Raw genomic sequence first — 23422 nt, 5'->3', positions numbered from 1 at the left:
GGGCAGCCTCAGTCCGCACCCCTCTGGTCGAAACCCGCTCCTTGGTTACTGTCGCCCCTGTCTGAGCGAGATGCCCGGCGATCGGATCGCCGGCGGGGAAAGGACATGCCATGTCGGCAGCGCCGGAGCAGGCCAACCAGGACGACATCACGGAGGCGCCGCTCTCCGACGAAGAACTCGACAACGTCAGCGGCGCCTGGGCCTTCCAGAGCCAGCAGGACACCATCATCAACCCGCGCGCGGAGAAACTCCTCAGCGACAACCTGAAGAGCTACATCTGACCTGGAGCCCCGAGTTCCAGATGCGGGTCCACCAGCACGACAACGAGATGCACGCCATCAGCCGGATCACCGGCTGAGCAAGCCCCCACCAGGGTTCACCGACGATGATCCAATTCCGTAGCGAGGCGATGGCGCGTGCCCAGGCCCCGGATGTCCTCGATCAGCCCGTCCGGCTGACCGGCCCGCGTACCTGGCTCGTGCTGGCCGCCCTCGCCCTCGTGGTCGTCGTCGGCGCCGTCTGGGCGTTCACCGGCACCCTCCACACGTCCGTGAACGCCCGCGGCCTGCTGACCCTGCCCCGGGGCGGCTTCCCCATCCAGGCGATCAGGGGCGGCCAGGTCTCCGAGGTCTTCGTGAAACCGGGCGGCGTGGTACCGCGCGACGGCCGGGTCGCCGCCGTCCGCAGCGGCGGCGCCACGGTCGTCGTCCGTTCGCCCGCCCAGGGGCGGGTCTTCTCGGTCCCCGTCCGCCACGGGCAGGTGGTGCGAGCAGGGGAGACGCTGGCCGTGGCCGAGTACGCGGGCGGCCCGGACGACCGGCCGGTGGCGGTGCTGTTCGTGCCCACCGGCCAGGCGGCCGATGTCCGGGCGGGCGGCCGGGTCGATCTGACGATGGAGCCCGCCGCAGGGGCATCGGGGATACTGCGCGGCCGGGTCAAGGCCGTCGATCCGGCCATCTGGACCTCGAAGGACGTGGCGGCGTTCGTGGGCGACGAGGGCATGGCCCGGCTCGTCAGCGGCCCCGGTCCCGTCCACCGGGTGACCGTGGAGCTGACCCGAGCAAGCACCACACCACCGCGTACCCCGGTCACCGGCGCGATCCTCAGCCCCCCGACCCGGCCGATCGACTGGATACTCCCGTGACCGGCTCCACCGCACACCGCCCGGTACGTACCCCGACGGTGTTGCAGATGGAGGCCGTGGAGTGCGGGGCGGCCTCGCTCGCCATGATCCTGGCCCACCATCACCGGCACGTCGATCTCCAGCGGCTGCGCGTGCTGTGCGCGGTCTCCGGCAGCGGCTCCAAGGCCGGTCAGCTGCTGCGCGCAGCCCGTACGTTCGGCCTGGTGGCGGCGGGCAAGCAGATGAGCCCCGCCGCGCTCGCCCGGCTGAGCCCGCCCGCGATCCTGTTCTGGGAGTTCAACCACTACCTGGTGTGGGAGGGGTACGGACGCCGCCGGGGCAGGCCGGTCGTGTACGTGAACGACCCCGCCCAGGGCCGCCGGGTGCTGACGGAACAGGAGTTCGGCGAAAGCTTCACCGGCGTGGTGCTGACCATGAGCCCGGGGCCGGACTTCCGGCCAGGCGGCCGCCGCCCGTCAATCTGGGCGGACGTCCGGGACCGCTTCAAAGGGGTCTATCCCGCGCTGGCGGCGGCACTGCTGGCGAGCCTGCTGCTGGCCGCGCTGAGCGTCGTGTCCCCGGCGCTGGTCCGGGGCTTCGTGGACACCGTGCTGACGCCCGGCGGCGCGAGCCACGTCGTGCCGTTCTTCACCTTCATGGCCGGGACGCTGCTCCTCAGCGTCGTACTCCTGAAGCTCGAACAGACCGGGCTGCTCCAGGTCGAGATGTACGTCTCCACCGTGTGGAGCGCCCGTTTCATGCGGCGCCTGCTCCGGCTGCCCATCGGCTTCTTCGCCCATCGCAGCCCGGCCGACCTGGCCGAACGCCTGGCCGTGAACCACACCGTCGCCGCCGCGCTCACCGGTACCGTCACACCCGCCGTCACCGGCGTGATCATGGTGTGCTGCTACGCCACGCTGCTGTGGATCTACGATCCGCTGCTCGCGCTGGCCGGGATCTCGGCGTCGCTGCTCAACGTCATCCTGATCCGCACGGTGGTGCGGATGCGGCGTACCGCCGTCGCGCGCCTGAACGTGGAACGGGCCAAACTGTACGCGGTCGCCTTCAGCGGCCTCCAGCTCATCGAGACCATGAAGGCCACCGGCGGCGAACGCGGCTACTTCCGCCGCTGGGGCGACCGGCAGGCCGCGCTGCTCACCGAGCAGCAACGCGTGTCCCAGCCGCTCGCCCTGCTGTCCGCGCTCGGCATGCTGCTGACCACGCTGTCCGCCGTGGCGGTCCTGCTGCTCGGCGGCCTTGCGTCCATCGAGGGCCGGATCGCGATCGGGACCCTCGTCGCCGCCCAGACGCTGCTCGCGGGCTTCAACCGGCCGGTCGGCGAACTGGTCGGCCTGGTGCCGCGCATGCAGGACACGGCCGCTCACCTGGCCCGCCTCCGGGACGTCGAGTCCACAGAGAAGGACGCCGTCTTCGCCCTGCCCGCCCACGGCGGCCCCGGCCGCCTGGCGGGCCACCTCCGCTTCGAGGACGTCACCTACGGCTATGACCGGCTGTCGCCGCCACGGTTGCAGGGGCTGTCGTTCGAGGTGCGTCCCGGTGAGCAGATCGCCCTGGTGGGCGGCTCGGGCAGCGGCAAATCGACCGTCAGCAGGCTGATCGCGGGCTTCGGCGAGCCGTGGCAGGGCCGCATCCTCATCGACGGCCGTCCGCGCGCGGAGCTGGGCCGCGACCTGCTCACCGCCTCTGTGGCGTTCGTCGACCAGGAGATCCACCTGTTCCAGGGGACGGTACGCGACAACGTCACCCTGTGGGACCCGTCGATCCCGGACGAGGACGTCCTTTCGGCCCTGCGGGACGCGAAGCTGGACGAGGTGGTCGCCGCCCGGCCCGGCGGCATCCACAGCCTCGTCGAACAGGACGGGCGCAACTTCTCCGGCGGGCAGCGCCAGCGCCTGGAACTGGCGCGGGCCCTGGTCCGCTCGCCCGGCCTGCTGATCCTGGACGAGGCGACCAGCGCCCTGGACGCCGAGACCGAGGCCCGGATCATCGAGGGGCTGCGGCGGCGCGGCTGCGCGTGCGTGCTGATCGCCCACCGGCTCAGCACGGTGCGCGACAGCGACGAGATCCTCGTCCTGGACGCCGGACGGGTCGTCGAACGGGGCACCCACGACCGCCTGGTACGCCAGGACGGCGTCTACGCGGCCCTGATCCGGGAGAGCTGACCGTGGCCGACGACCAAGGAGGAACCCGGCGGCTCCGCGCCCCCAGGAGTCAGGCCGCCCCCACCCAGGAGACCGGACTGCTGGCCGGGCTCGGCGAGGAGGTGCAGGTCGGCGCGGCCCGGCACGTCATGCTCGGCGGGGAGCACTTCGTGTGGGTGATCGACGGCGGGCCTGCCGACCTGTTCGCCGTCGATCCCGTCGGCCGGGGCGCCTGGCACTTCGTCGGCCGGGTGACGGCCGAGGCGGTGATCCCCGGCTCCGCCCGCACGACCCGGCACGCGCTGGTGCTGCGCACCGAGCCGGGCTGCCGGGTACGCCGGGTGCCGCTGTGGCGGCTCGGCCGCCTGCCCGGCTCCGGCCTGCCGCCCGACCGGCGCGAGGCGCTGGCGGCGGCGGTGGAGCACGGGATCACGCTGCTGCGCGACGGCATCCGGCCGCAGGACGCCGGAGCCGGGCCGATGAACGCCGAGGGCCGGACGGTACACCTGGTGGCGGGCCAGGTCGCCCGGGCCGGGGACGGCGTGGCCTGGGCGGTGGTCGACTCCGGGCGCGTCCAGGCGGGTGCGGAGCGGGAGGCGGGCGAGCTGGTCGTCCTGGCCCCCGGCGACGTGATCACCGCGGTCACCGACGCCGAGGTGGTGCTGCGACAGACCGGCGACCTGCTGGCCAAGGGCGTCGTGTGGGAACTTCTGGCCCGGCAGCACGCCGAGTACATGGCCGCGGTGGACCGCTGGATCGACCGCAAGCGCCGCACCGCCGACGAACGCCTCCAGGCCGGACGCCAGGCGGACGAGGGCGCGCTGCGCGAGGCGGTGTCGGCGCTGCGGGACGTCGCCCAGGCCACGCCCGCCCGGCGGCCCGCCGTTCCGGCCGGGGACGTGGACGCCGCCCTGGCCGTGTGCCGGCTGGTGGGCCGCGCGGCCGGGATCAGCGATGTCCGGCCGCCGCCGCCCGGCGCGGCGCACAGCCGGGTGGACCCGGTGACCAGGATCGCGGTGGCCTCGGGCATCCGCACCCGGCCGGTCCGCCTGGCGGGGGAGTGGTGGCGGTCCGAGTCCGGGCCGCTGCTCGCCCACCGGGCCGACGACGGCGGCCCGGTCGCCCTGCTGTGGCGGCGCGGCGGCTACGACATCGCGCATCCGGACGGACGCCGGGCGCGGGTCACCGAGGAGAGCGCGCGGGACCTGCGTTCCGACGCCGTCATGTTCTATCGCTCGCTGCCGCACGACGGCGTGGGGGGAGCGGGGCTGCTCTGGTTCGGGCTGCGCGGCGCGGGGGCGGACCTGGCCCGGCTGCTGCTCGGCGGGCTGGCGGCGTTCGCGCTGAGCCTGGCGGTCCCGATCCTGACCGGGCGGGTGATCGGCGAGTACGTCCTGGCGGCCCGCACCGACCTGCTGGTGCAGGCGTGCCTGGCGCTGGTGATGACCGGGATCGTGGCCGCCGCGTTCGCGACCGTCAACTCGGTGGCCATGCTGCGGCTGGAAGGCCGGTTGGACGCCACCTTGCAGGCCGCGGTGTGGGACCGGCTGCTGCGGCTGCCCACCTCCTTCTTCGCCCGCTACTCCACCGGGGAGCTGGCCAACGCGGCGCTCGGCATCAACGCCATCCGGGCGCGGCTGACCGGCATCGCCACCGTCGTACTGAACGCCGCGCTGCTCGGGCTGGTCAACCTGGGCCTGCTCATCGCCTGCAGCCGTCCGCTGGGGCTGCTCGCGGTGGCGTTCGCGGGGGCGCAGGCCGCGGTGTTCGCCCGGCTCGCGGTGCGGCGGCTGCGCTGGCAGCGCAGGCTGGTCGAAGTGGAGTACGGGCTGTCGGACCAGGTGTTCCACACCCTGCGCGGGCTGCCCAAGCTGCGGGTGGCGGGCGCGGAGACCTACGCGTACGCGCGGTGGGCGGCGGTGTTCGCCGAGAGCCGCGAACTGTACCGGAGGCTGGAACGCAGCCAGATCGTCATCACGGTCATCAACGCGGTGTCCGTGCCGGCCGGCACGTTCCTGCTGTTCCTGATGCTGGCCGGTCCCGCCGCGCGGTCCATGTCGCTCGGCGACTTCGTCACCTTCCTGATGGCGTTCACCGCCATGCTGACCGCGATGACCCAGGTGGTCACCGCGGTCTCGGCGGCCGGGGAGGTGTACCCGATGTTCGAGAAGGTCCGCCCGCTGCTGGTGGAACCGCCGGAGGTGGCGGCGGCGAGCGTCGTGCCGGAGGCGCTGACCGGTGACATCGAGGTGGCCGGGGTCTCCTTCCGGTACGCGGAGCGGGGGCCGCTCGTGCTGGCCGACGTCTCGCTGAAGATCAACTCGGGTGAGTTCGTCGCCGTGGTCGGCCCCACCGGGTGCGGCAAGTCCACGCTGCTGCGGATGCTGATCGGCTTCGAGCGGCCGACGTCGGGCACGGTCCGCTACGACGGGGCCGACCTCGCCCGGCTCGACCTGGCCGAGGTCCGGCGGCAGTGCGGCGTGGTGCTGCAACACGCGCAGCCGTTCGCGGGCACGGTCCTCAGCAACATCTGTGGCGCGGAACCCTACTCGGTGGAGGAGGCGTGGGCCGCCGCGCGGGCGTCCGGGCTGGAAGAGGACATCAAGCGGATGCCGATGGGCATGCACACGCCGCTCGCCGACGGCGCTCCGACGCTGTCCGGCGGCCAGCGGCAGCGGCTCATGATCGCGCAGGCGCTGATCCGGCAGCCCAGGATCCTCTTCTTCGACGAGGCGACCAGCGCCCTGGACAACGAGACGCAGGCGATCGTCACCGAGAGCACCCGGCGGCTGAACGCGACCCGCGTGGTGATCGCGCACCGGCTGTCCACCGTGCTGCGGGCCGACCGCGTGGTGGTCATGTCCGAGGGGCGGATCGCCGAGATCGGCACCCCCGCCGAGCTGCTGGCCCGCCCGGACGGGCTGTTCCACCGCCTCGCTCGCTCCCAGGCCATCTGATCAGCTCCAGAGAGGCCGGATCTCCCGTTTCGCGGCCTCGAAGGCGGCGGCGGAGATGTGCCATTCGCAGTGGTCGATCCCCTGGTCCGGCCACTTCGCGAACAGGTGCCAATCGCCCGGGGGCGGCAGGGGCGCCGCCCAGTAACCGATCGACCGGGCGTTTCCCCGGCCCGATGCCCGGAAGGTCACGATCAGCGGGGCCGGTCCGCCGGTCCGTACGCCGACGCGGAACGCGCCGCGCACCATCTCCTGCAGATCGGCCTCCACGCCAGGGGTGCGGCACTCCATGTGGATCACCAGCCCCGTCGAGTGCACGCTGATCTGGTCCACGTAGACCGCCGCCCGGGGCCCGTAGGCCGGGGTGCGGTCGAAGAGTAACCGGCCCGGGATCTCGTCCTCGGGGATGTCCTCCCCGGACGGGGGTTTGCCGAAGAACAGCACGCCGTACGCCTTTTCGGGAGCCATTGGACAAGAGTGCGGTAGCTTCCAGGCGTGAGCAAGGGGAACCCGTGCCCGGCGGCGGTGATGTGCCATTCTCCGCTGAACCCCCTGAAAAGATAGGGGCGTGACGGAGCAAGGGAAGCTGGTGCTGGCGGGCGCGCCGATCGGGCGGGTGGGCGACGTCGGGCCGCGCCTGGCCGAGGCGCTGGCCGGGGCCGATGTGGTCGCGGCCGAGGACACCCGGCGGCTGCGCAGGCTCGCCGCCGACCTGGGCGCGCAGATCGGCGGCCGGGTGGTGTCCTACTACGACGCCAACGAGGCCGAACGCGCCGCCGAGCTGGTCGAGTCGCTGCGCGCGGGCGCGACCGTGCTGGTCATCACCGACGCCGGGATGCCGGGCGTGTCCGACCCCGGCTACCGGCTGACCAGGCTCGCCGTGGAGGCGGGCGTACCGGTGACCGCGCTGCCCGGCCCGTCGGCGGTGACGACCGCGCTGGCGGTGTCCGGGCTGCCCAGCGACCGGTTCTGCTTCGAGGGCTTCCCGCCGCGCAAGCCGGGGGAGCGGACCAGGCGGCTCACGTCCCTGGCCACCGAGGAGCGCACGATGGTGTTCTTCGAGGCCCCGCACCGGCTGGCGGCCACGCTCGCCGCGATGGCGGAGGCGTTCGGGACCGAGCGCCCGGCCGCCGTGTGCCGGGAGCTGACCAAGACCTACGAGGAGGTACGCCGGGGCGGCCTCGGTGAGCTGGCCGAATGGGCCGAGGCGGGCGTCAAGGGGGAGATCACCCTGGTGGTCGCCGGGCACACCGCCACCGCCGGGCCGCCCGACCTCGCCGCGCTCGCCGAGGAGGTGGCCCGGCTGGCGGCGACCGGGGTGCCGCGCAAGCAGGCGGTGGCCGACGTCGCCAGGGCGGCGGGCGTTCCCAAACGGGAGCTGTACGACGTCGTTCATCGTGCCTGACGGATCAACGCCACATAGGGTGCGTTTCGTGTCTATTGCCCACATCTCTCCCCGGCGTCTCATACCGCCCCTGCCGGGCGGCGACCGCTGGGGCTGGATCGCCCCCCTCGGCGTCGCGTTATTCGGCGCCTACCTGCGGTTCGCCGGGCTCGCGTTGCCGCACTCGCTCATGTTCGACGAGACCTACTACGCCAAGGGCGGCTGGGCCCTGGTCAACTTCGGCGTCGAACGCAAGGCACTGGGCAGCGTCACCGACCCCGTCGCCGACAAGATGATCCTGCGCGGCGACCTGAACATCTGGGAGAAGTGCACGCCCCCCGAGGCCACCCCCTGCGCCGAATACGTGGCCCACCCGCCGCTCGGCAAGTGGATGATCGGCGCGGGCGAGCAACTGTACGGGATGACCCCGCTCGGCTGGCGGTTCGTCGCCGCCCTGGCCGGCGCGCTGTCCATCCTGATCCTGGCCAGGGTCGCCCGCCGGATGACCCGCTCCACCCTGCTCGGCTGCCTGGCCGGGCTGCTGCTGTCCCTGGACGGCATGCACTTCGTGCTCAGCCGCACCGCGCTGCTGGACATCTTCCTGATGTTCTGGGTGCTGGCCGGATTCGCCTGCCTGGTGGTCGATCGAGATCAGTCCAGGGAGGCACTGGCCGCCTGGCGTGCCGCGAGCCCGCTCTCCCGGTACGGGCCGTACCTGGGCCCGCGGCCCTGGCGGCTGGCGGCCGGGCTGTGCCTGGGCGCGGCCTGCGCGGTCAAGTGGTCGGGGATCTGGTTCCTGCTGGTCTTCGCGCTGATGTCGCTGCTGTGGGACGCGGGGGCCAGGCGGGCGGCCGGGCTGCGCCGGCCGTACCGGGGGGTGGCCCGCCGCGACCTGCCGACCGCGCTCGCCGCCATGGCGCTGGCCCCGGCCGTCACCTACCTGATGACCTGGAGCGGCTGGCTGGCCTCCCCCTACGGCTACGGCCGCAACTGGGCGCAGGCCGCCTCGCAGGGCAGCCCCTTCTACTGGCTGTTCGACTCGCTGCGCTCGCTGATGAGCTACCACATGTCGGTGCTCGACTTCCACACCGGCCTGCAGACCCAGCACGACTACTCCTCCGAACCCTGGGAGTGGCCGCTGCTGATCCGCCCGGTGCTGTTCTACTACCAGGGCTCGGAGGGCAAGTGCGGCGAGGGCCCCTGCTCGCAGGCCATCCACGCGGCCGGGACGCAGGCCATCTGGTTCGGCGCGCTGGTCGCGCTGCTCGCCATGATCGCGTGGTACGTCGCCTCGCGGGACTGGCGGGCCGGTGCGGTGCTCGGCGCGTTCGGCGCCGGGTGGCTGCCGTGGTTCTACTACGCCGTGGCCGACAACCGCACGATGTACGACTTCTACATGGCCCCGATGCTGCCGTTCATGGTGCTGGCCCTGGTGCTGGCGGCGGGCCTGATCATCGGCCCGGCCGACGCGCCCGCCCGCCGCAAGGCCATCGGCGCGGCGGCGGTCGGCGCGTTCGCGCTGCTCGTCGTGGTGAACTTCGGCTGGCTGCACCCGGTGCTCACCGGCGACCTGATCACGTATCAGCAGTGGCAGGCGCGGATGATGCTGCAGAGCTGGGTCGCGCACTAGCCCGGCGCAGCGCGCGCGGCAGGCGTACGCCGTGCCGCAGCGTGATCCCCGCCGCCAGGAACGCCAGCGGCACGGCGGGCAGCACGTACCGGTAGTCGAACTCCGCGGTCGCCGCGGGGGCCAGGATCAGGCCCACCGCGGCGAGCCACGGCAACAGGACCGGCCCGCCCAGCCTGCGCCAGCGGACCGCCACGCCGTACAGGCCGATCAGCATGACCACGCCGAGCACGATGCCGGGCAGGTGGATCGCCCGCTGGTAGCCCTGCATGAAGTCGGCCCACGGCGCGACGATGCGGGTGGCGGCCGAGCCGTGCTCGTACTTGAAGGCGTCGGAGTCGGCCCGGCCGCGGTACAGCTCCCAGTTGGGCAGCGGTTTCTCGGCGCGCGGGAACTCGTACTGCATGTAGGTGTTGGCGTCGGGGTAGACCGGGCGGTCCCAGCGGAACGCGCGGAAGAAGTCGCGGGCCACCACCGTCAGGTAGTCGCCGGGCTGCGAGGTGATCGCGCGCATCGCGAACCGGCTGGCGTTCTCGTTCATCTCGACACTGAACTTGCTGCCCGCAGGGAAGATGTGGAACTTCTGGCCCTGCTGGTTCCACCACAGGAAGCCCTGCCCGGAGCTGCCGCGTTTCTCCTTCGGCACGACGATGCACAGCAGCGCCAGATCGAGGTCGCGCTTGTCCACGCCCATCTTGTGGCAGTCGGCGAACAGCGCCGTGCGCATGTACAGGATCGGCCCGTCGCTGCTGGTCATCCCGAACTTGCCGTACGCCGACGCGAACCACCCCATATAGCCCAGCACCGGCACCGCGCACGCCGCCACCATGGCCACGATCGGCCGCCACCCGGCCCGCTTGATCAGCATGTAGACCACGACCAGGCCCAGGATGGCCAGCCCGATGGTGCGGGTCAGCACGGTGAACGCGAGCATCAGCCCGATCGCCGCGCCGATGCGCCAGGACATCTTCCGGTGCCACAGCACCAGCGTGATCGCGCCCACCACCAGCAGGATGAACAGCGCGTCCGACATGATCAGGTGTTCGAGCTGGATCTGGTACGCGTCGAACAGCACCGGCACCGCGGCCAGCGTCGCCCCCCAGCCCGGCAGCCCGAACCTGCGGTGCAGCAGCAGGTAGACCAGCAGCGCGGTGGCCAGGCCCATCAGGTGCTGGGTGAAGACGACGAAGCCGAAGCTGTGCGCGGGCTCCAGCGCCATCAGGTAGAAGCCGTAGCCGTTCGGGCGGATCGGGTGCGGCCGGTAGGGGTGCAGCGCGACCGAGACGTATTCATAGGAGTCGTTGAACCACAGCGCCGGCCGGTAGCCGAGCATGGCGACGACACGCAGCAGCCCGCCCAGCGCGAACGCCGCCGCGAACCATCGATGACATCGCAGTATGGCGAGCAGACGCATGCCCCTGCCCACCGCGGGCATCTTCAACCGCGGCCTCTCAACAACGCCCACCATGAGTTAAAGGATGCCAGCCGTTTGGCGGTCTTGACCCGGACACGGCCGGTCAGAGGGCATCATAGTGAAATTGCACGTGCCGCGAACGAAGGGTTGAGACGTGGAACTGACCGTGGTCATGCCCTGCCTGAACGAGGCGGAGACCGTGGAGACCTGCGTACGCAAAGCACTGACGTGCATGCGCGAACACGACATCGACGGCGAGGTCGTGATCGCGGACAACGGCAGTACCGACGGTTCGCAGCAACTCGCGAGAGACGCGGGCGCGCGTGTCGTCCACGTGGAGGAGAAGGGGTACGGCAACGCGCTGATCGGCGGCATCCGGGCGGCACGCGGACGCTACGTGATCATGGGCGACGCCGACGACTCCTATGACTTCACCGCGTTGCTCCCTTTTGTGGAGCAGCTCCGCGACGGAGCCGACCTGGTCATGGGCAACCGCTTCAAGGGCGGCATCGCCCCCGGCGCGATGCCCCCGCTGCACCGCTACCTCGGCAACCCGGTGCTGTCGTTCGTCGGGCGGCTGTTCTTCCCCTCCGCGATCGGTGACTTCCACTGCGGGCTGCGCGGCTTCCGGCGCGACTCGATCCTCCGGCTGGGGCTCCAGACCGGCGGCATGGAGTTCGCCAGCGAGATGGTCGTCAAGTCCACCCTCCAGGGTCTCGACGTCCGCGAGGTGCCGACCACGCTTTCCCCGGATGGCCGTTCCCGCCCGCCGCACCTGCGCTCCTGGCGGGACGGCTGGCGTCACCTGCGCTTCCTGCTCCTGTACAGCCCGCGCTGGCTGTTCTTCCTGCCCGGCCTCGCGCTCATGGTGCTCGGCGTGGTGGCGGGCACCGCGCTGGCGTTCGGGCCGGTGTGGATCGGCGAGCTGGCCTTCGACGTCGATACGCTGGTCGGCGCGTCGGCCGCGGTGGTGATCGGCTTCCAGGCGGTGCTGTTCGCGCTGTTCACCAAGGTGTACGCGGCCGAAGAGGGGTTCCTGCCGGAAGACCGCAGGATCAAGCGGCTGGTCGATGTGATCACGCTGGAACGCGGCCTGGTGGCCGGCGGCCTGCTGGCGCTGGCCGGTCTGGCGGGCCTGGTCGCCTCGCTGGTCCACTGGCAGGTACGCAGCTTCGGCGAGCTGGACCCGCGCGAGTCGCTGCGCCTGGTGGTGCCCTCGGCGACCGCGCTCATCATGAGCCTGCAGACGGTGTTCGCCGCGCTGTTCATCAGCATCCTGGGCATCCGCCGCACCAAGGAGACCCCGATCGACGTCGCCGCCTCGGCCGCGGAGGAGGCCGCCGAGCAGGTGTCCAAGGAGACCGCCGCGGAGGCCGCTGTAGAGGCCGCCGGGGAGACCGCTGTGGAGACCGCCGGGGAATCGGCGCCCGCGAAGGCGTAATCCGGTTCGGGCGGACGGCCCCGGGGCTCTAGGCTTAGTACATGTCCCAGTCCCAGCACATCCTGACCGCCGTCGCCTGGCCCTACGCCAACGGGCCCAGGCACATCGGGCACGTCTCCGGGTTCGGCGTGCCCTCCGACGTCTTCAGCCGCTACCAGCGGATGGCGGGCAACAAGGTGCTGATGGTCAGCGGGACCGACGAGCACGGCACGCCCATCCAGGTGCAGGCCGACAAGGAGGGCGTGACCGCCCGTGAGCTGGCCGACCGCTACAACCGGGTGATCGCCGAAGACCTCACCGCGCTCGGCCTGTCCTACGACCTGTTCACCCGCACGACGACGCTCAACCACTACGCGGTCGTGCAGGAGATCTTCAAGGGCCTCTACGACAACGGATACGTCTTCCCCCGCACCACCATGGGGGCGATCTCCCCGTCCACCGGGCGCACCCTGCCCGACCGCTACATCGAGGGCACCTGCCCCATCTGCGGCTACGACGGGGCGCGCGGCGACCAGTGCGACAACTGCGGCAACCAGCTCGACCCGGTCGATCTGATCAACCCCAAGTCGCGGATCAACGGCGAGACGCCGAAGTTCGTGGAGACCGAGCACTTCATGCTCGACCTGCCCGCCTTCGCCGGTGCGCTCGGCTCCTACCTGCAGGCCAAGCAGGGCGAGTGGCGGCCCAACGTGCTGAAGTTCGCGCTCAACCTGCTCGGCGACCTCCAGCCGCGGGCGATCAGCCGCGACCTCGACTGGGGCGTGCCCATCCCGCTCGACGGCTGGCGCGACCGCCACGACAAGCGGCTCTACGTCTGGTTCGACGCGGTGATCGGCTACCTTTCGGCGTCGGTGGAGTGGGCCCGCCGTTCCGGCGACCCCGACGCCTGGCGGCAGTGGTGGCAGAATCCCGACGCCCAGGGCTACTACTTCATGGGCAAGGACAACATCGTCTTCCACGCCGAGATCTGGCCCGCGATCCTGCTCGGCTACAACGGCGAGGGCGCCAGGGACGGCAAGCCCGGCTCGCTCGGCCGTCTCGACCTGCCCTCCGAGGTGGTCTCCAGCGAGTTCCTGACCATGGAGGGCCGCAAGTTCTCCTCCTCCCGCCAGGTCGTCATCTACGTCCGCGACTTCCTGTCCCGCTACGACGCCGACGCGCTGCGCTACTACATCGCGGTGGCCGGGCCCGAGTCCCAGGACACCGACTTCACCTGGAACGACTTCGTCAACCGCAACAACGGCGAGCTGGTCGCGGCCTGGGGCAACCTGGTCAACCGGTCGATCTCGATGGCCGCGAAGAACTTCGGGGCCGTCCCCGAGGCGGGCGAGCTGACCGACGCCGACCGGGCGCTGCTGGCCGCCTCCAAGGCCGCCTTCGCGCCGGTCGGGGCGGAGCTGGCCAGGTCTCGCTTCAAGAACGCGGCGAGCCAGGCGTTCGACGTGGTACGCGACGCCAACCGCTACCTCGCCGAGCAGGAGCCGTGGAAGCTCAAGGGCGACCCGGCGCGGCAGCAGTCCATCCTGCACGTCGCGCTCCAGGTGGTCGACGACGTCAAGACGATGCTGACGCCGTTCCTGCCCACGTCCTCCAACAAGATCCACGGCATGCTGGGCGGCGAGGGCGTCTGGTCGGGCATGCCGGAGATCCGCGAGGTCGGCGAGGAGGGCGGGCGCGACTACCCGATCATCACCGGCGACTACACCGGGGCCGCCCGCTGGGAGCACCGGCCGATCGCGCCGGGCACGCCGCTCGCGCCGCCGTCCCCGCTGTTTCCCAAACTGGACCCCAAGGTAGTGGACGATGAGCTGGGCCGGATGGGCGGCGACTGAGCGATGGGCCGCGGCCGGGCCGACCTGACCCCTCCGCAACCGCCCGCCCCGCTCGGGGCGGAGGTGTTCGACAGCCACTGCCACCTCGACGTGATGGTCGGCAACCGGATGGCCTCGGCGCACGACCCCATGGCCCAGGCCGCCCAGGCGGCCAAGGCCACCGTCGAGCGCATCCTGGCCGAGGCCGCCGCGGTCGGGGTCACCCGGGTGATCACGGTTGGCTACGACCTGCCCTCCTCGCGTTGGTGCGCCGACGCCGCGGCCGTCCACCGCGCCGTCCGCGCGGCGGTGGCCATCCACCCCAACGACGCCCACGAGGCCACCCCCGAGGTGCTGGCCGACATCGAGGAACTGGCCAGGGAGCCGCAGGTGGTGGCGGTCGGCGAGACCGGGCTCGACTACTACCGCGACTGGGCGGCCAAGTCCGACCAGCACGCGTCGTTCCGCGCGCACATCGAGATCGCCAAGCGGGCGGGCAAGGCGCTGGTGATCCACGACCGCGACGCGCACGACGACGTGCTGCGGGTGCTGGCCGAGCAGGGCGCGCCCGACGTGGTGGTGTTCCACTCCTTCTCGGGGGACGCCGACCTCGCCGAGCGGTGCGCGCGGGCGGGCTACTACATGTCCTTCTCCGGGCCGCTCACCTACAAGAACGCCACGGCGCTGCGCGAGGCCGCCGCCGTCGCCCCGGCCGAACTGCTGATGGTCGAGACCGACGCCCCGTACCTCCCGCCGGTCCCGCACCGGGGCAAGCCCAACGCGCCCTACCTGCTGCCGCTCACGCTGCGCTGCCTGGCCGAGGTCCGCTCGGTCCCCGCCGAACACCTGGCCGCCCAGATCCAGTCCAACGGCGAGGCCGCCTTCGGCCCCTGGTAGTCGTTCGATACGCCGGGGTCAGCCGGCGATGGCCGCGCCGAAGTCCACCGGGGCGGTGCCGGGGGCCGGGGTGATCGGGGTGGACGCGCTCTGGTTGCGGCCCAGCAGGCCCGCCGATCCGCCGGGGGCGGTGTCCGGCGAGCCGATCAGCAGGCGGTTGCCGGTGAAGGCCACCGCCCAGCCGAAGTGCGCCCCGGCGGCGGGGGAGGTGATCAGGCGGCCCGCCGTCCGGTCGGCCAGCGGGACCAGCCACACCGCGCCGCGCGCGTCCGGGCCCGCGTACGGGACGCCGGCCGCCAGCCGTACGCCGTCGTCCGGCGTGGCCGGGCTCAGCGCGACCGAGAAGCCGAACCCCGCGCCCGCGCGGTCGCCCCTGGCGACCGTGACGCCCTTCTTCAGCCCGCCCGCGAAGACGTGTACCAGGCCCGCCCCGGCCAGCGGCGCGCTCACCGCGAGCCTGCCGTCCGAGGCGGCCAGCGCGTACCCGAACCGGTCGCCCGCCGCAGGGCGTACCGGTTCGCCCGCTTTTCGTAGTTCCGCCAGCCCCCACCGCACCCCCGCGTACTCTCCGCCGCCGCTCAGCGGGTCGAGCAGGACCGTCAGCGCGCCGGTGTCCCGGAGGCCCTGGCCGTTCTGGATTCCCGCGCCGTCCTCGTTCTCGTACGGCGTGCCGACCGCCAGGTCCACCCCGGCCGGGTCGCCGGTGAGCCGATCCAGGGCCAGCGACCAGCCGAACATGTCGCCCGCCTCGCTGCTGCCGGGCACGCCCACCCCGTTCTGGGTGATCCGGGTCAGGGCGGTGCGGCGGTCGGCGGGGAAGAGGTGGACGGCCCCCGCGTCGTGGACGCCGTTGTCGTCCTCGTGCGGCGCACCGACGGCCGCCACGCCGCCGCCGTCCGGGCTGTAGGCGACGGACCAGCCGAAGTGCGCGTCCAGCTGGGGTTCGCGGGCGGTGATCCGGTCGGCGCGGCCCGTACCGCCGTACACGACGTACGCCGCGCCCGCGTCACGGATGCCGCCGACGTCCGCGTACGGCGCGCCCACCAGCAGGTCGGCGCATCCGTCCGCGTCGAACCGGCCGATCGTCACCGACCACCCGAACGCGTCGCCCGCCGCCGCGTCGGGCGCGCTCACCGGCACCGGCGTGCCCCCGCCGGGGCTCCCTGCCGCGAACTGGACCACCCCTGCTCCCGCCAGCCCCCGCACATCGGCGAACGGGTCGCCGATGGCGACGTCGTGATCGCACTTCGCGGCCCGTGTTCCCGCGGGCATGATCGGAAGGGCGGCCAGCAGCAGGGCCGCGATCAGCATCCTGGTCATCAGAGGTTCACCGTGAGGGGGGTGTCGTCGGTCAGGGCGGCGCGCAGGCGGGTGGCCGTGCGGGCCGGGGGCAGGTCGTACACGGTCACGCCGCTGACCTGGGCGCCCGCGGTGAGGGCGGCGGGGAGTGAGGTGGAGGCCGGTTCGGGGTCGTGCGGCGCGCCGCGGTCGTCGTAGAGGGTCATCGTGCCGGGGGTGAGCGGCACGAGTTCGCCGCCGGGGTTCAGCAGGATCCAGCGGACCACGCAGAACCGGCCGCGCTTCGGAGTCGCGCCCGCGTACTTCGTCAGGCCGCACTGGGCCGGGCGCGGGATGATGAGCTGCGGACCCGTCAGCGGTTCGCCGAGCGGTAACCGGCGTCCGATGTCCGGTCCCCGCCGGGCGGCGGCCGGGGCGGGCGCAGGATCGTCCCGGGCCTGGGTGATCACCAGGACGGCCCCCGTCACGAAGAGCGCGACGACGGCGGCAGCGGCGGCGACGAGCACCCGGCTGCGGCCCTTCGGCCTGGCCGGGCGCAGGCCGAACCCGGCGAGCGTCTGCGTCGCGTCCTGGCCGATGTTGGCCGGGGGCTCCCACGACTCGGCGACCAGCGTCTCCTGCGCGGCGGGCGGGGCCGGCGCGGTGATGCCGCCGCCCAGCAGGGCCAGTACCAGCTCCTGGGCGGTCGGACGCCGGTCCGGGTCGGGGTCGGTGGCCCGGCGTACCAGGTCGTTCAGCGGGGCGGGCAGGACGCCGAGGTCCGGGCGGCCGTTCAGCACCCGGCCGGCCAGCACGATCGCGTCGCCCTGGCCGAACGGGTGGCGTCCGTTGCCCGCGTAGGCGACGAGGCAGCCCCAGGCGAAGATGTCGGCGGCGGGGGTGATCGGCAGCCCGCGTACCTGCTCGGGGGCCCACCAGCCCGGACTGCCGACCAGCTCGCCGGACAGGGTCATGCCCTGGGTGCCGTCCAGCGCGCGGGAGATCCCGAAGTCGATCACGCGCGGGCCGGAGATGGACAGGATCACGTTGGCCGGTTTGAGGTCGCGGTGCACCAGCCCGGCGACGTGGATCGCGGCCAGCGCGGCGGCGACCCCGAGCGCCACGCCGTGCAGGGTGCCCGCCTCCAGCGCGCCGTACCGGGTGATCTGCCGGGACAGCGCCAGGCCCTCGATGTACTCGGTCACCATGTACGGCCGGCCGTCGCGGTCGTCGCCGTTGTCGAGCACCTGGGCCGTGCAGAACGAGGCGACCCGGCGCGCGTTGTCCACCTCCGCGTGGAACCTGACCGCGAACCCCGGCTCGGCCGCGTACTCCGCCTTCACCACCTTCACCGCGACCAGCCGCCCGGCCGGCGCGGTGGCCAGGTAGACCGTGCCCATACCGCCCTCACCGAGGCGGCCGACCAGCTTGTAGGGGCCGATGGCCTCCGGATCGGCGGGGGTGAGTCGCATGGGATCGGGGTCCATGGTCATATTCGCGCTCGCTCCCGGCGTGGAGTCGTGGTCGTCACCCTTGCGCCCCCGTGGGACAACGTTATCCACCTTGGATCCCTTCGTGCAGGTTCTGGCGGCCACCCTGGGCTGTTCGGTGCGAGACACTTGGGTGGATGACATGGGGAGAGGAATCGTGACCCTTCTCGGGCCGGTGGAAATCCGGGAATTGGCGGGGCGGCTGGGTCTGCGCCCCACCAAGAAGCTCGGCCAGAACTTCGTGATCGACGGCGGCACCGTCCGCCGGATCGTCCGCACCGCCGGGCTCGACGGCGACGACGTGGTGATCGAGGTCGGTCCGGGGCTCGGCTCGCTCACGCTGGCGCTGCTGCCGGAGGCCGCCCGGGTGATCGCCGTGGAGATCGATCCGGTGCTGGCCGCGCAGCTTCCGCGTACCGCCGCCGACCGCGCGCCCGAGCTGGCCGGACGCCTGGACGTGGTGCCCGCCGACGCGCTGCGGGTGACGGCGGCCGAGCTGCCCGGGTCGCCGCCGACCGCCCTGGTCGCGAACCTCCCCTACAACGTCGCCGTGCCCGTGGTGCTGCACCTGCTGGCCGAGCTGCCGTCGCTGCGCAAGGGGCTGGTGATGGTCCAGTCGGAGGTGGCCGACCGGCTGGCCGCGCCGCCGGGTTCGCGGGTGTATGGGGTGCCGTCGGTCAAGGCGGCCTGGTACGCGGACGTGCGCAGGGCCGGGCCGGTGGGGCGTACGGTGTTCTGGCCGGTGCCCAACGTGGACTCGGGCCTGGTCGCGCTGACCCGCCGCGAGCCGCCCGCGACCACGGCCTCCCGGGCGGAGGTCTTCGCGGTGATCGACGCGGCTTTCGCGCAGCGCCGTAAGACGCTGCGGGCCGCGCTGGCGGGCTGGGCCGGCACCGCGGCGGCCGCCGAGGAGGCGCTGCGCCGGGCCGGAGTGGACCCGTCGAGCCGGGGCGAACGGCTGGCGGTGACCGATTTCGCACGGGTCGCCGAGCACCGCCCATTGCATGGTTGATCAGCGTATTCCCTGACAAGGATGGGCATTTACGGTCTGTCGGTTTCCCTGTAAACGGCGCGTTCGCGGGGTAATACCTGACGCATGATGATCTCACCTGGTTTCGTGTGGACGCAGGTGGCGGCGGTCGGCTCGGCGATGTGGCTGCACGTGCCCGCCGATCCGGCGCCCACCGCCGCCGACCCTTATGCCACCGTCATGCCGTACGAGTCTCATGCCTGGACCGAGGCGCACGCCGCCGGGGAGGCGGCGCTGGCCGAGCGGACCGCGCGGCGGGAGGCCCGGCGCGCCCGGGGACGGCTCGCCGCGACCGCCGCGCTGAGCATGATGGGCGTGCCGTTCTCCTGGGGCGGCGGCTCCGCCGAGGGCGCCACCCGGGGCATCGGCAAGGGCAGCGGCACGGTCGGCTTCGACTGCTCCGGCCTGGCCCTCTACGCCTGGGCGCAGGCCGGAGTCCGGATCGCCCACTACACCGGCACCCAATACCGGCAGGGCCGCCGGGTGCGCGAGAAACGGCTGCGCCCCGGCGACCTCGTCTTCTTCGGCGAACGCCGGGGCGACCCCGACCACGTCGGCCTCTACCTGGACGACGGCGTCATGGTCCACGCCCCGCAGACCGGGGACGTGGTCAGAAAGACCGACTACCTCGCCTCGCCGTACTACAGCCGCCGCTACCGGGGCGCGATACGACCGGGACTGCGTCCCGTCGCACCTCCGCTGGGCCCGCCACTGTGGCACAAGTCCGAGATCGTGCCAGCGCCCGTGCCCGTGCCCGCGCCGGTGCCTGTGCCCGTGCCTGGGCCTGGGCAGCTCGTCCCGGAGCCGATCAGTCCCACGGAGGACATGGGGCCCGCTAGCATACGACCCGGCCCGGACGACGGTTTCGCGGCCGGGAACGTGCCGAGGAGTGACGAGCGCCCCGATGGACTCCGTGACGGTCCGAGTGCCGGCCAAGGTCAACCTGCAGCTCGCGGTAGGCCCGCTGCGCGATGACGGTTACCACGACCTGGTGAACGTCTTCCACGCCGTCTCCATCTACGACTACGTCACCGCCGTCGCGGCGGATTCCTTCTCCGTGCGGGTCGTGGGTGAGGAAGCGGATTTGGTACCGGACGGACCGGACAATCTCGCCATCAGAGCGGCCAGGGCACTCGCGGCCCGCGCCGATCGGCCGCTCGCCGCCCGGCTCACCATCAGAAAGTCGATCCCGGTCGCCGGGGGCATGGCGGGCGGCAGCGCCGACGCCGCCGGAGCGCTGGTCGCCTGTAACGACCTGTGGAAACTCGGCCTGCCCCGGGAAGAGCTTCTGGACATCGCCGCCGAGATCGGCAGCGACGTGCCGTTCGCGCTGTTCGGCGGCACCGCCGTGGGCACCGGCCGGGGCGAACGCCTGACCGCCGTACCGACCGGCGGACGCTTCCACTGGGTGTTCGCGCTCGCCGAGGGCGGGCTGTCCACCCCCGCCGTCTACGGTCGCTGTGACCGCCTGCGCGAAGCGCGCGGCGAACGGCCCGCGCCGCCGAAGGAGAGCCCGGCCCTGATGGCGGCCCTGCGCGAGGGCGACGCCGACGCGCTCGGCGCGGAGCTGGTCAACGACCTGCAAGAGGCCGCCGTGGCGCTGCGCCCCTCGCTCGCCGCCACCCTCGACGCCGGACGCGAACGCGGCGCGCTCGGCGCGATCGTCTCCGGTTCCGGCCCGACCTGCGCCTTCCTTGTGGCCGGGGAGTCCAAGGCCGATGACCTGGCCCGCGCCCTCACCGGTTCGGCCGTCTGCCGCGCCGCCGTCACCGCCTACGGGCCCGTGCGGGGCGCTCTGGCCGGAGCCGGTGGTCATCCGGTGGGGATAACCTGAATGCGCGATGAATCTGGTCAATCTTGAGTCGGTGACCCACGCCTACGGCCCGGTGCCGCTGCTGCGCGAGGTCTCTTTGGGCATCGCCGCCGGTGAGCGGATCGGTGTCGTCGGCCGCAACGGCGGTGGCAAGACCACGCTGGTGTCGGTGATCGCGGGCACGGTCCAGCCCGATTCCGGGCGGGTCACGCACAACCGGGGGCTGCGCGTCGGCGTGCTGTCCCAGGGCGACGATCTCGATCCGGCGCGTACGGTGGAGTCCGCGGTGCTGGGCGACCTGGCCGAGCACGAGTGGGCCGGGGACCAGGGGATCCGCGAGATCCTGAAGGGCCTGATCGCCGACATCGACCTGTCCTCTCTCGTGGGGTCGCTGTCGGGCGGGGAGCGCCGCCGTACCGCGCTGGCCCGGCTGCTCATCGGCGAGCACGACCTGATCATCCTGGACGAGCCCACCAACCACCTGGACATCGAGGCCATCGACTGGCTGGCCGGGCACCTGGTGGGGCGCAAGTCGGCGCTGCTGGTCGTGACCCACGACCGCTGGTTCCTGGACGCCGTCTCGACACGGACGTGGGAGGTCGTGGACGGCGCGGTCGAACGCTACGAAGGCGGATATGCCGCCTATGTGCTGGCTAAGGCCGAACGCGCCCGCCTCGCCGCCGCCACCGAGGAACGCCGCCAGAACCTCATGCGCAAGGAGATCGCCTGGCTGCGCCGGGGGCCGCAGGCGCGTACGAGCAAGCCCAAGTTCCGCGTGGAGGCGGCGCAGGCGCTGATCGCCGACGAGCCGCCCGCCCGGGACGAGGTGGAGCTGGTCCGGTTCGCGGCGGCCCGGCTCGGCAAGACCGTCTACGACCTCTTCGACGTCACCCTGCACGCGGGCGGGCCCGGCGAGGGGCCGCTCGTCCTCGACCGGTGCACCTGGCAGCTCGGGCCCGGCGACCGGATCGGCCTCATCGGGGTCAACGGGTCGGGCAAGTCCAGCGTGCTGCGGCTGCTGGCCGACGCGGTGCGGCCCGACGTGGGGCGGGTGGTGCGGGGCAAGACCGTGCGGCTCGCGTACCTCTCCCAGGAGCTGGTGGAGCTGGACCCTGGGCGGCGGGTGCTGGAGGTCGTGGAGGAGATCCGCAAGTACATCAAGGTCGGCAAGCGCGAGTGGACGGCTTCGCAACTGCTTGAGCGGCTGGGGTTCCGGGGCGAGGCGCAGTGGAAGGCCGTGGGCGACCTTTCCGGAGGGGAACGGCGGCGGCTGCAGGTTCTGCGGCTGCTGATGGACGACCCCAACGTGCTGCTGCTCGACGAGCCGACCAACGACCTGGACATCGAGACCCTGAACGAGCTGGAAGACCTGCTCGACGGGTGGGCGGGGACACTGGTCGTGGTCAGCCACGACCGATACTTCCTGGAGCGGGTCACGGACCGCTCGCTGGCGCTGCTGGGGGACGGGCGGCTGTCGATGCTGCCGGGGGGCGTGGACGAGTACCTCTCCCGCCGGGCCACGGCCGTCGCCTCGGCACCGTCCGCTCCGGTCGCCGTTCCGGCTCCGTCTGACGGGCGTTCGGCGAAGGAGGAGCGGGAGCTGCGCAAGGAGCTCTCCCGCCTGGAACGGCGCTTGGACCGGCTGGGAGAGCGGGAGACGGGCCTGCACACGGCAATGGCCGAGGCGGCGGACGACTACGAACGCCTGGCCCGCCTGGACGCCGAGCTCAAGGAAATCCAGTCCGAGAAGGAAACAGTCGAATCCGACTGGCTCGCCCTGGCCGACCGCCTGGACTGAACCGGAGCCGCCAGCGCCCCCTTGACCGCCTCCGGCGACCCGCCTTCGCTTCGCTCAGCCGTACTTTTCGCGCCAGGCTCTGCCCGACGTACTGCCCCGGCGACCCGCCGGCACCCCTAATCGTCTTCGCTTCGCTCAGCCCTGCTTTCCATGTCGGGCTTCGCCCGACGTCCCCGCCTCCGGCGGGTGGCGCTTCGCGTGTACGGCAAGCCCCCTGCTCGCCGCTGGCCCGTGCCCAATACCGCTCCGGAGCCCGGCATTTCCCGCGCGCCGTGGCCGCTCCCTGTACCTCGCATCAGCCAAGACGGAACCCTTTCCAGACCACGGCGCCGCCTTGTTGCGCCCCACCGTCAGCCGAAAGCCTCAGGCGAAACGAGAAGGTGAGATCGCCGCCGAGGCCGCCTTGGCCATGCTCGGTCAGTTGGAAGGCGCCCGTTTGGACCTGCGACCCCGCCCGGCGGGCACCGCCCCCAAGTGGCCGAGGCTGCTGCACGAAAAGTTCTTGGCCTCGGCCCACGCGACCCCGCACTCGGACTGCCGGTACTTCTGGAACACATCGATGTGCTTTGCCGGATTTCGGCGACACTGCCGGGCCCGGCCCCGTCCTCGGGATTTCGCCTGTCGATCGGCAGACCGGCGCAGGCCAAGCGTCATCTGATTGGACAGCTGGAATTACAGCCATTGATTGCACCTTGATTGTTCAGTCCGCGCCCCCGACACAAAACAACAGCCGACCGGTAGCAATGAACCCGAGGAAGGCGAACAGGCCCTCGGCGACGGGGAGCCCTACGACGGGAGAGCGCATGAGGATGCTGAAGAAGACGCTGGTGACCATGGCTGCGATGGCAGCCCTGCTCAGCGGCGGACTGGCATCCGCCGGCGTCGCCGCGGCGGCACCAGCGGGAGCGATACATCAAGCGGCCGTTACGGCTGATGAGTGGGACGGGCCGATCGACCTGTGGACGACCTACCCCTTGGAAAAGGGACAGGAAATCTGCCGCACGGTCGGGCAGATCGGTATGTCGATCGGGTCGTGGAGGGCCTATCAGTGCCGAGACGATGGGGCGTTCACGACCTACCTGTACGTCATGCGCTAGACAGCGTGCGCCGCTGACCGCCTCCACACAGTGCATCCGGGCCCGACCTGGTCGGTCCCGGATGTCCCGGTATTCAGCTGCCCGTTGTCGTGGCTTTCCGGGC

Annotated in this window: 18 protein-coding genes; 14 read left to right on the top strand and 4 right to left on the bottom strand. The window is 72.2% G+C overall.

The window, feature by feature from the left end; translation table 11 throughout:
• Positions 1 to 110 precede the first annotated feature (110 nt).
• From DP939_RS46345 to DP939_RS27655, 4 genes are all read left to right on the top strand, one after another.
• Complete coding sequence (locus DP939_RS46345; protein WP_158578707.1) at positions 111 to 281, top strand: hypothetical protein; 171 nt, start codon at positions 111 to 113, stop codon at positions 279 to 281.
• Between the two features lie 104 nt (positions 282 to 385).
• Complete coding sequence (locus tag DP939_RS27665) at positions 386 to 1144, top strand: HlyD family secretion protein (protein ID WP_113983713.1); 759 nt, start codon at positions 386 to 388, stop codon at positions 1142 to 1144.
• Positions 1141 to 3306, top strand: coding sequence for an NHLP family bacteriocin export ABC transporter peptidase/permease/ATPase subunit (locus DP939_RS27660; RefSeq protein ID WP_199565449.1), 2166 nt, complete (start codon positions 1141 to 1143; stop codon positions 3304 to 3306). The genes DP939_RS27665 and DP939_RS27660 overlap by 4 nt, the downstream gene beginning before the upstream one ends.
• A 2-nt stretch (positions 3307 to 3308) precedes the next feature.
• Positions 3309 to 6242, top strand: a complete 2934-nt coding sequence (locus tag DP939_RS27655; RefSeq protein WP_113983711.1) for an NHLP bacteriocin export ABC transporter permease/ATPase subunit — start codon at positions 3309 to 3311, stop codon at positions 6240 to 6242.
• Here DP939_RS27655 and DP939_RS27650 read toward each other — a convergent pair whose 3' ends face one another.
• Positions 6243 to 6707 (bottom strand): hypothetical protein, encoded by a 465-nt coding sequence (locus DP939_RS27650; RefSeq protein ID WP_147268165.1) that lies wholly within the window; start codon positions 6705 to 6707, stop codon positions 6243 to 6245.
• A gap of 100 nt (positions 6708 to 6807) precedes the next feature.
• Between DP939_RS27650 and rsmI the strand changes: the two genes are divergently transcribed.
• Both rsmI and DP939_RS27640 read left to right on the top strand, forming a co-directional pair.
• On the top strand, positions 6808 to 7644 hold the full coding sequence (rsmI, locus tag DP939_RS27645) for a 16S rRNA (cytidine(1402)-2'-O)-methyltransferase (protein ID WP_113983709.1): 837 nt from the start codon (positions 6808 to 6810) through the stop codon (positions 7642 to 7644).
• A gap of 28 nt (positions 7645 to 7672) precedes the next feature.
• Positions 7673 to 9253, top strand: a complete 1581-nt coding sequence (locus DP939_RS27640) for a dolichyl-phosphate-mannose--protein mannosyltransferase (protein ID WP_225878534.1) — start codon at positions 7673 to 7675, stop codon at positions 9251 to 9253.
• Here the strand turns inward: DP939_RS27640 and DP939_RS27635 are convergent.
• Positions 9198 to 10718 (bottom strand): hypothetical protein, encoded by a 1521-nt coding sequence (locus DP939_RS27635; protein WP_113983708.1) that lies wholly within the window; start codon positions 10716 to 10718, stop codon positions 9198 to 9200. The two genes, DP939_RS27640 and DP939_RS27635, sit on opposite strands and share 56 nt — an antisense overlap.
• Before the next feature lie 100 nt (positions 10719 to 10818).
• On the opposite strand from DP939_RS27635, the gene DP939_RS27630 reads away from it, so the two are divergent.
• The 3 genes from DP939_RS27630 to DP939_RS27620 are packed head-to-tail and all read left to right on the top strand — an operon-like array spanning position 10819 to position 14813.
• Entirely contained in the window at positions 10819 to 12105 is a 1287-nt protein-coding gene (locus DP939_RS27630) for a glycosyltransferase family 2 protein (protein ID WP_199565448.1), read from the top strand.
• A 41-nt stretch (positions 12106 to 12146) separates the two neighbouring features.
• Entirely contained in the window at positions 12147 to 13937 is a 1791-nt protein-coding gene (gene metG / locus DP939_RS27625) for a methionine--tRNA ligase (protein WP_113983707.1), read from the top strand.
• Between the two features lie 3 nt (positions 13938 to 13940).
• Positions 13941 to 14813 carry a TatD family hydrolase gene (locus DP939_RS27620; RefSeq protein ID WP_113983706.1) on the top strand — a complete coding sequence of 291 codons (873 nt, stop codon included), beginning with the start codon at positions 13941 to 13943 and terminating at the stop codon, positions 14811 to 14813.
• Positions 14814 to 14831: 18 nt separating this feature from the next.
• Here DP939_RS27620 and DP939_RS27615 read toward each other — a convergent pair whose 3' ends face one another.
• A complete protein-coding gene (locus DP939_RS27615) occupies positions 14832 to 16133 on the bottom strand; it encodes an FG-GAP repeat protein (protein ID WP_113983705.1) in 1302 nt (433 codons plus the stop codon).
• Entirely contained in the window at positions 16133 to 17578 is a 1446-nt protein-coding gene (locus tag DP939_RS49140; RefSeq protein ID WP_318656318.1) for a serine/threonine-protein kinase, read from the bottom strand. Before DP939_RS49140 ends, DP939_RS27615 begins: the two co-directional genes overlap by 1 nt.
• Before the next feature lie 145 nt (positions 17579 to 17723).
• On the opposite strand from DP939_RS49140, the gene rsmA reads away from it, so the two are divergent.
• From rsmA to DP939_RS27585, 5 genes are all read left to right on the top strand, one after another.
• A complete protein-coding gene (rsmA, locus tag DP939_RS27605; RefSeq protein ID WP_113983703.1) occupies positions 17724 to 18593 on the top strand; it encodes a 16S rRNA (adenine(1518)-N(6)/adenine(1519)-N(6))-dimethyltransferase RsmA in 870 nt (289 codons plus the stop codon).
• A gap of 84 nt (positions 18594 to 18677) precedes the next feature.
• Positions 18678 to 19586, top strand: a complete 909-nt coding sequence (locus tag DP939_RS27600) for an NlpC/P60 family protein (RefSeq protein WP_113983702.1) — start codon at positions 18678 to 18680, stop codon at positions 19584 to 19586.
• Positions 19516 to 20445, top strand: coding sequence for a 4-(cytidine 5'-diphospho)-2-C-methyl-D-erythritol kinase (locus DP939_RS27595; protein WP_199565447.1), 930 nt, complete (start codon positions 19516 to 19518; stop codon positions 20443 to 20445). Before DP939_RS27600 ends, DP939_RS27595 begins: the two co-directional genes overlap by 71 nt.
• A 7-nt stretch (positions 20446 to 20452) precedes the next feature.
• Positions 20453 to 22222, top strand: a complete 1770-nt coding sequence (locus DP939_RS27590) for an ABC-F family ATP-binding cassette domain-containing protein (RefSeq protein ID WP_113983700.1) — start codon at positions 20453 to 20455, stop codon at positions 22220 to 22222.
• Positions 22223 to 23025: 803 nt separating this feature from the next.
• Entirely contained in the window at positions 23026 to 23319 is a 294-nt protein-coding gene (locus DP939_RS27585; RefSeq protein ID WP_147268164.1) for a hypothetical protein, read from the top strand.
• The last annotated feature ends 103 nt before the right edge of the window (positions 23320 to 23422 follow it).

Origin of the sequence: Spongiactinospora rosea, from assembly GCF_003315795.1 — a bacterium.
Taxonomy (GTDB): domain Bacteria; phylum Actinomycetota; class Actinomycetes; order Streptosporangiales; family Streptosporangiaceae; genus Spongiactinospora; species Spongiactinospora rosea.
This window is presented reverse-complemented; position numbering and strand designations above follow the sequence as displayed.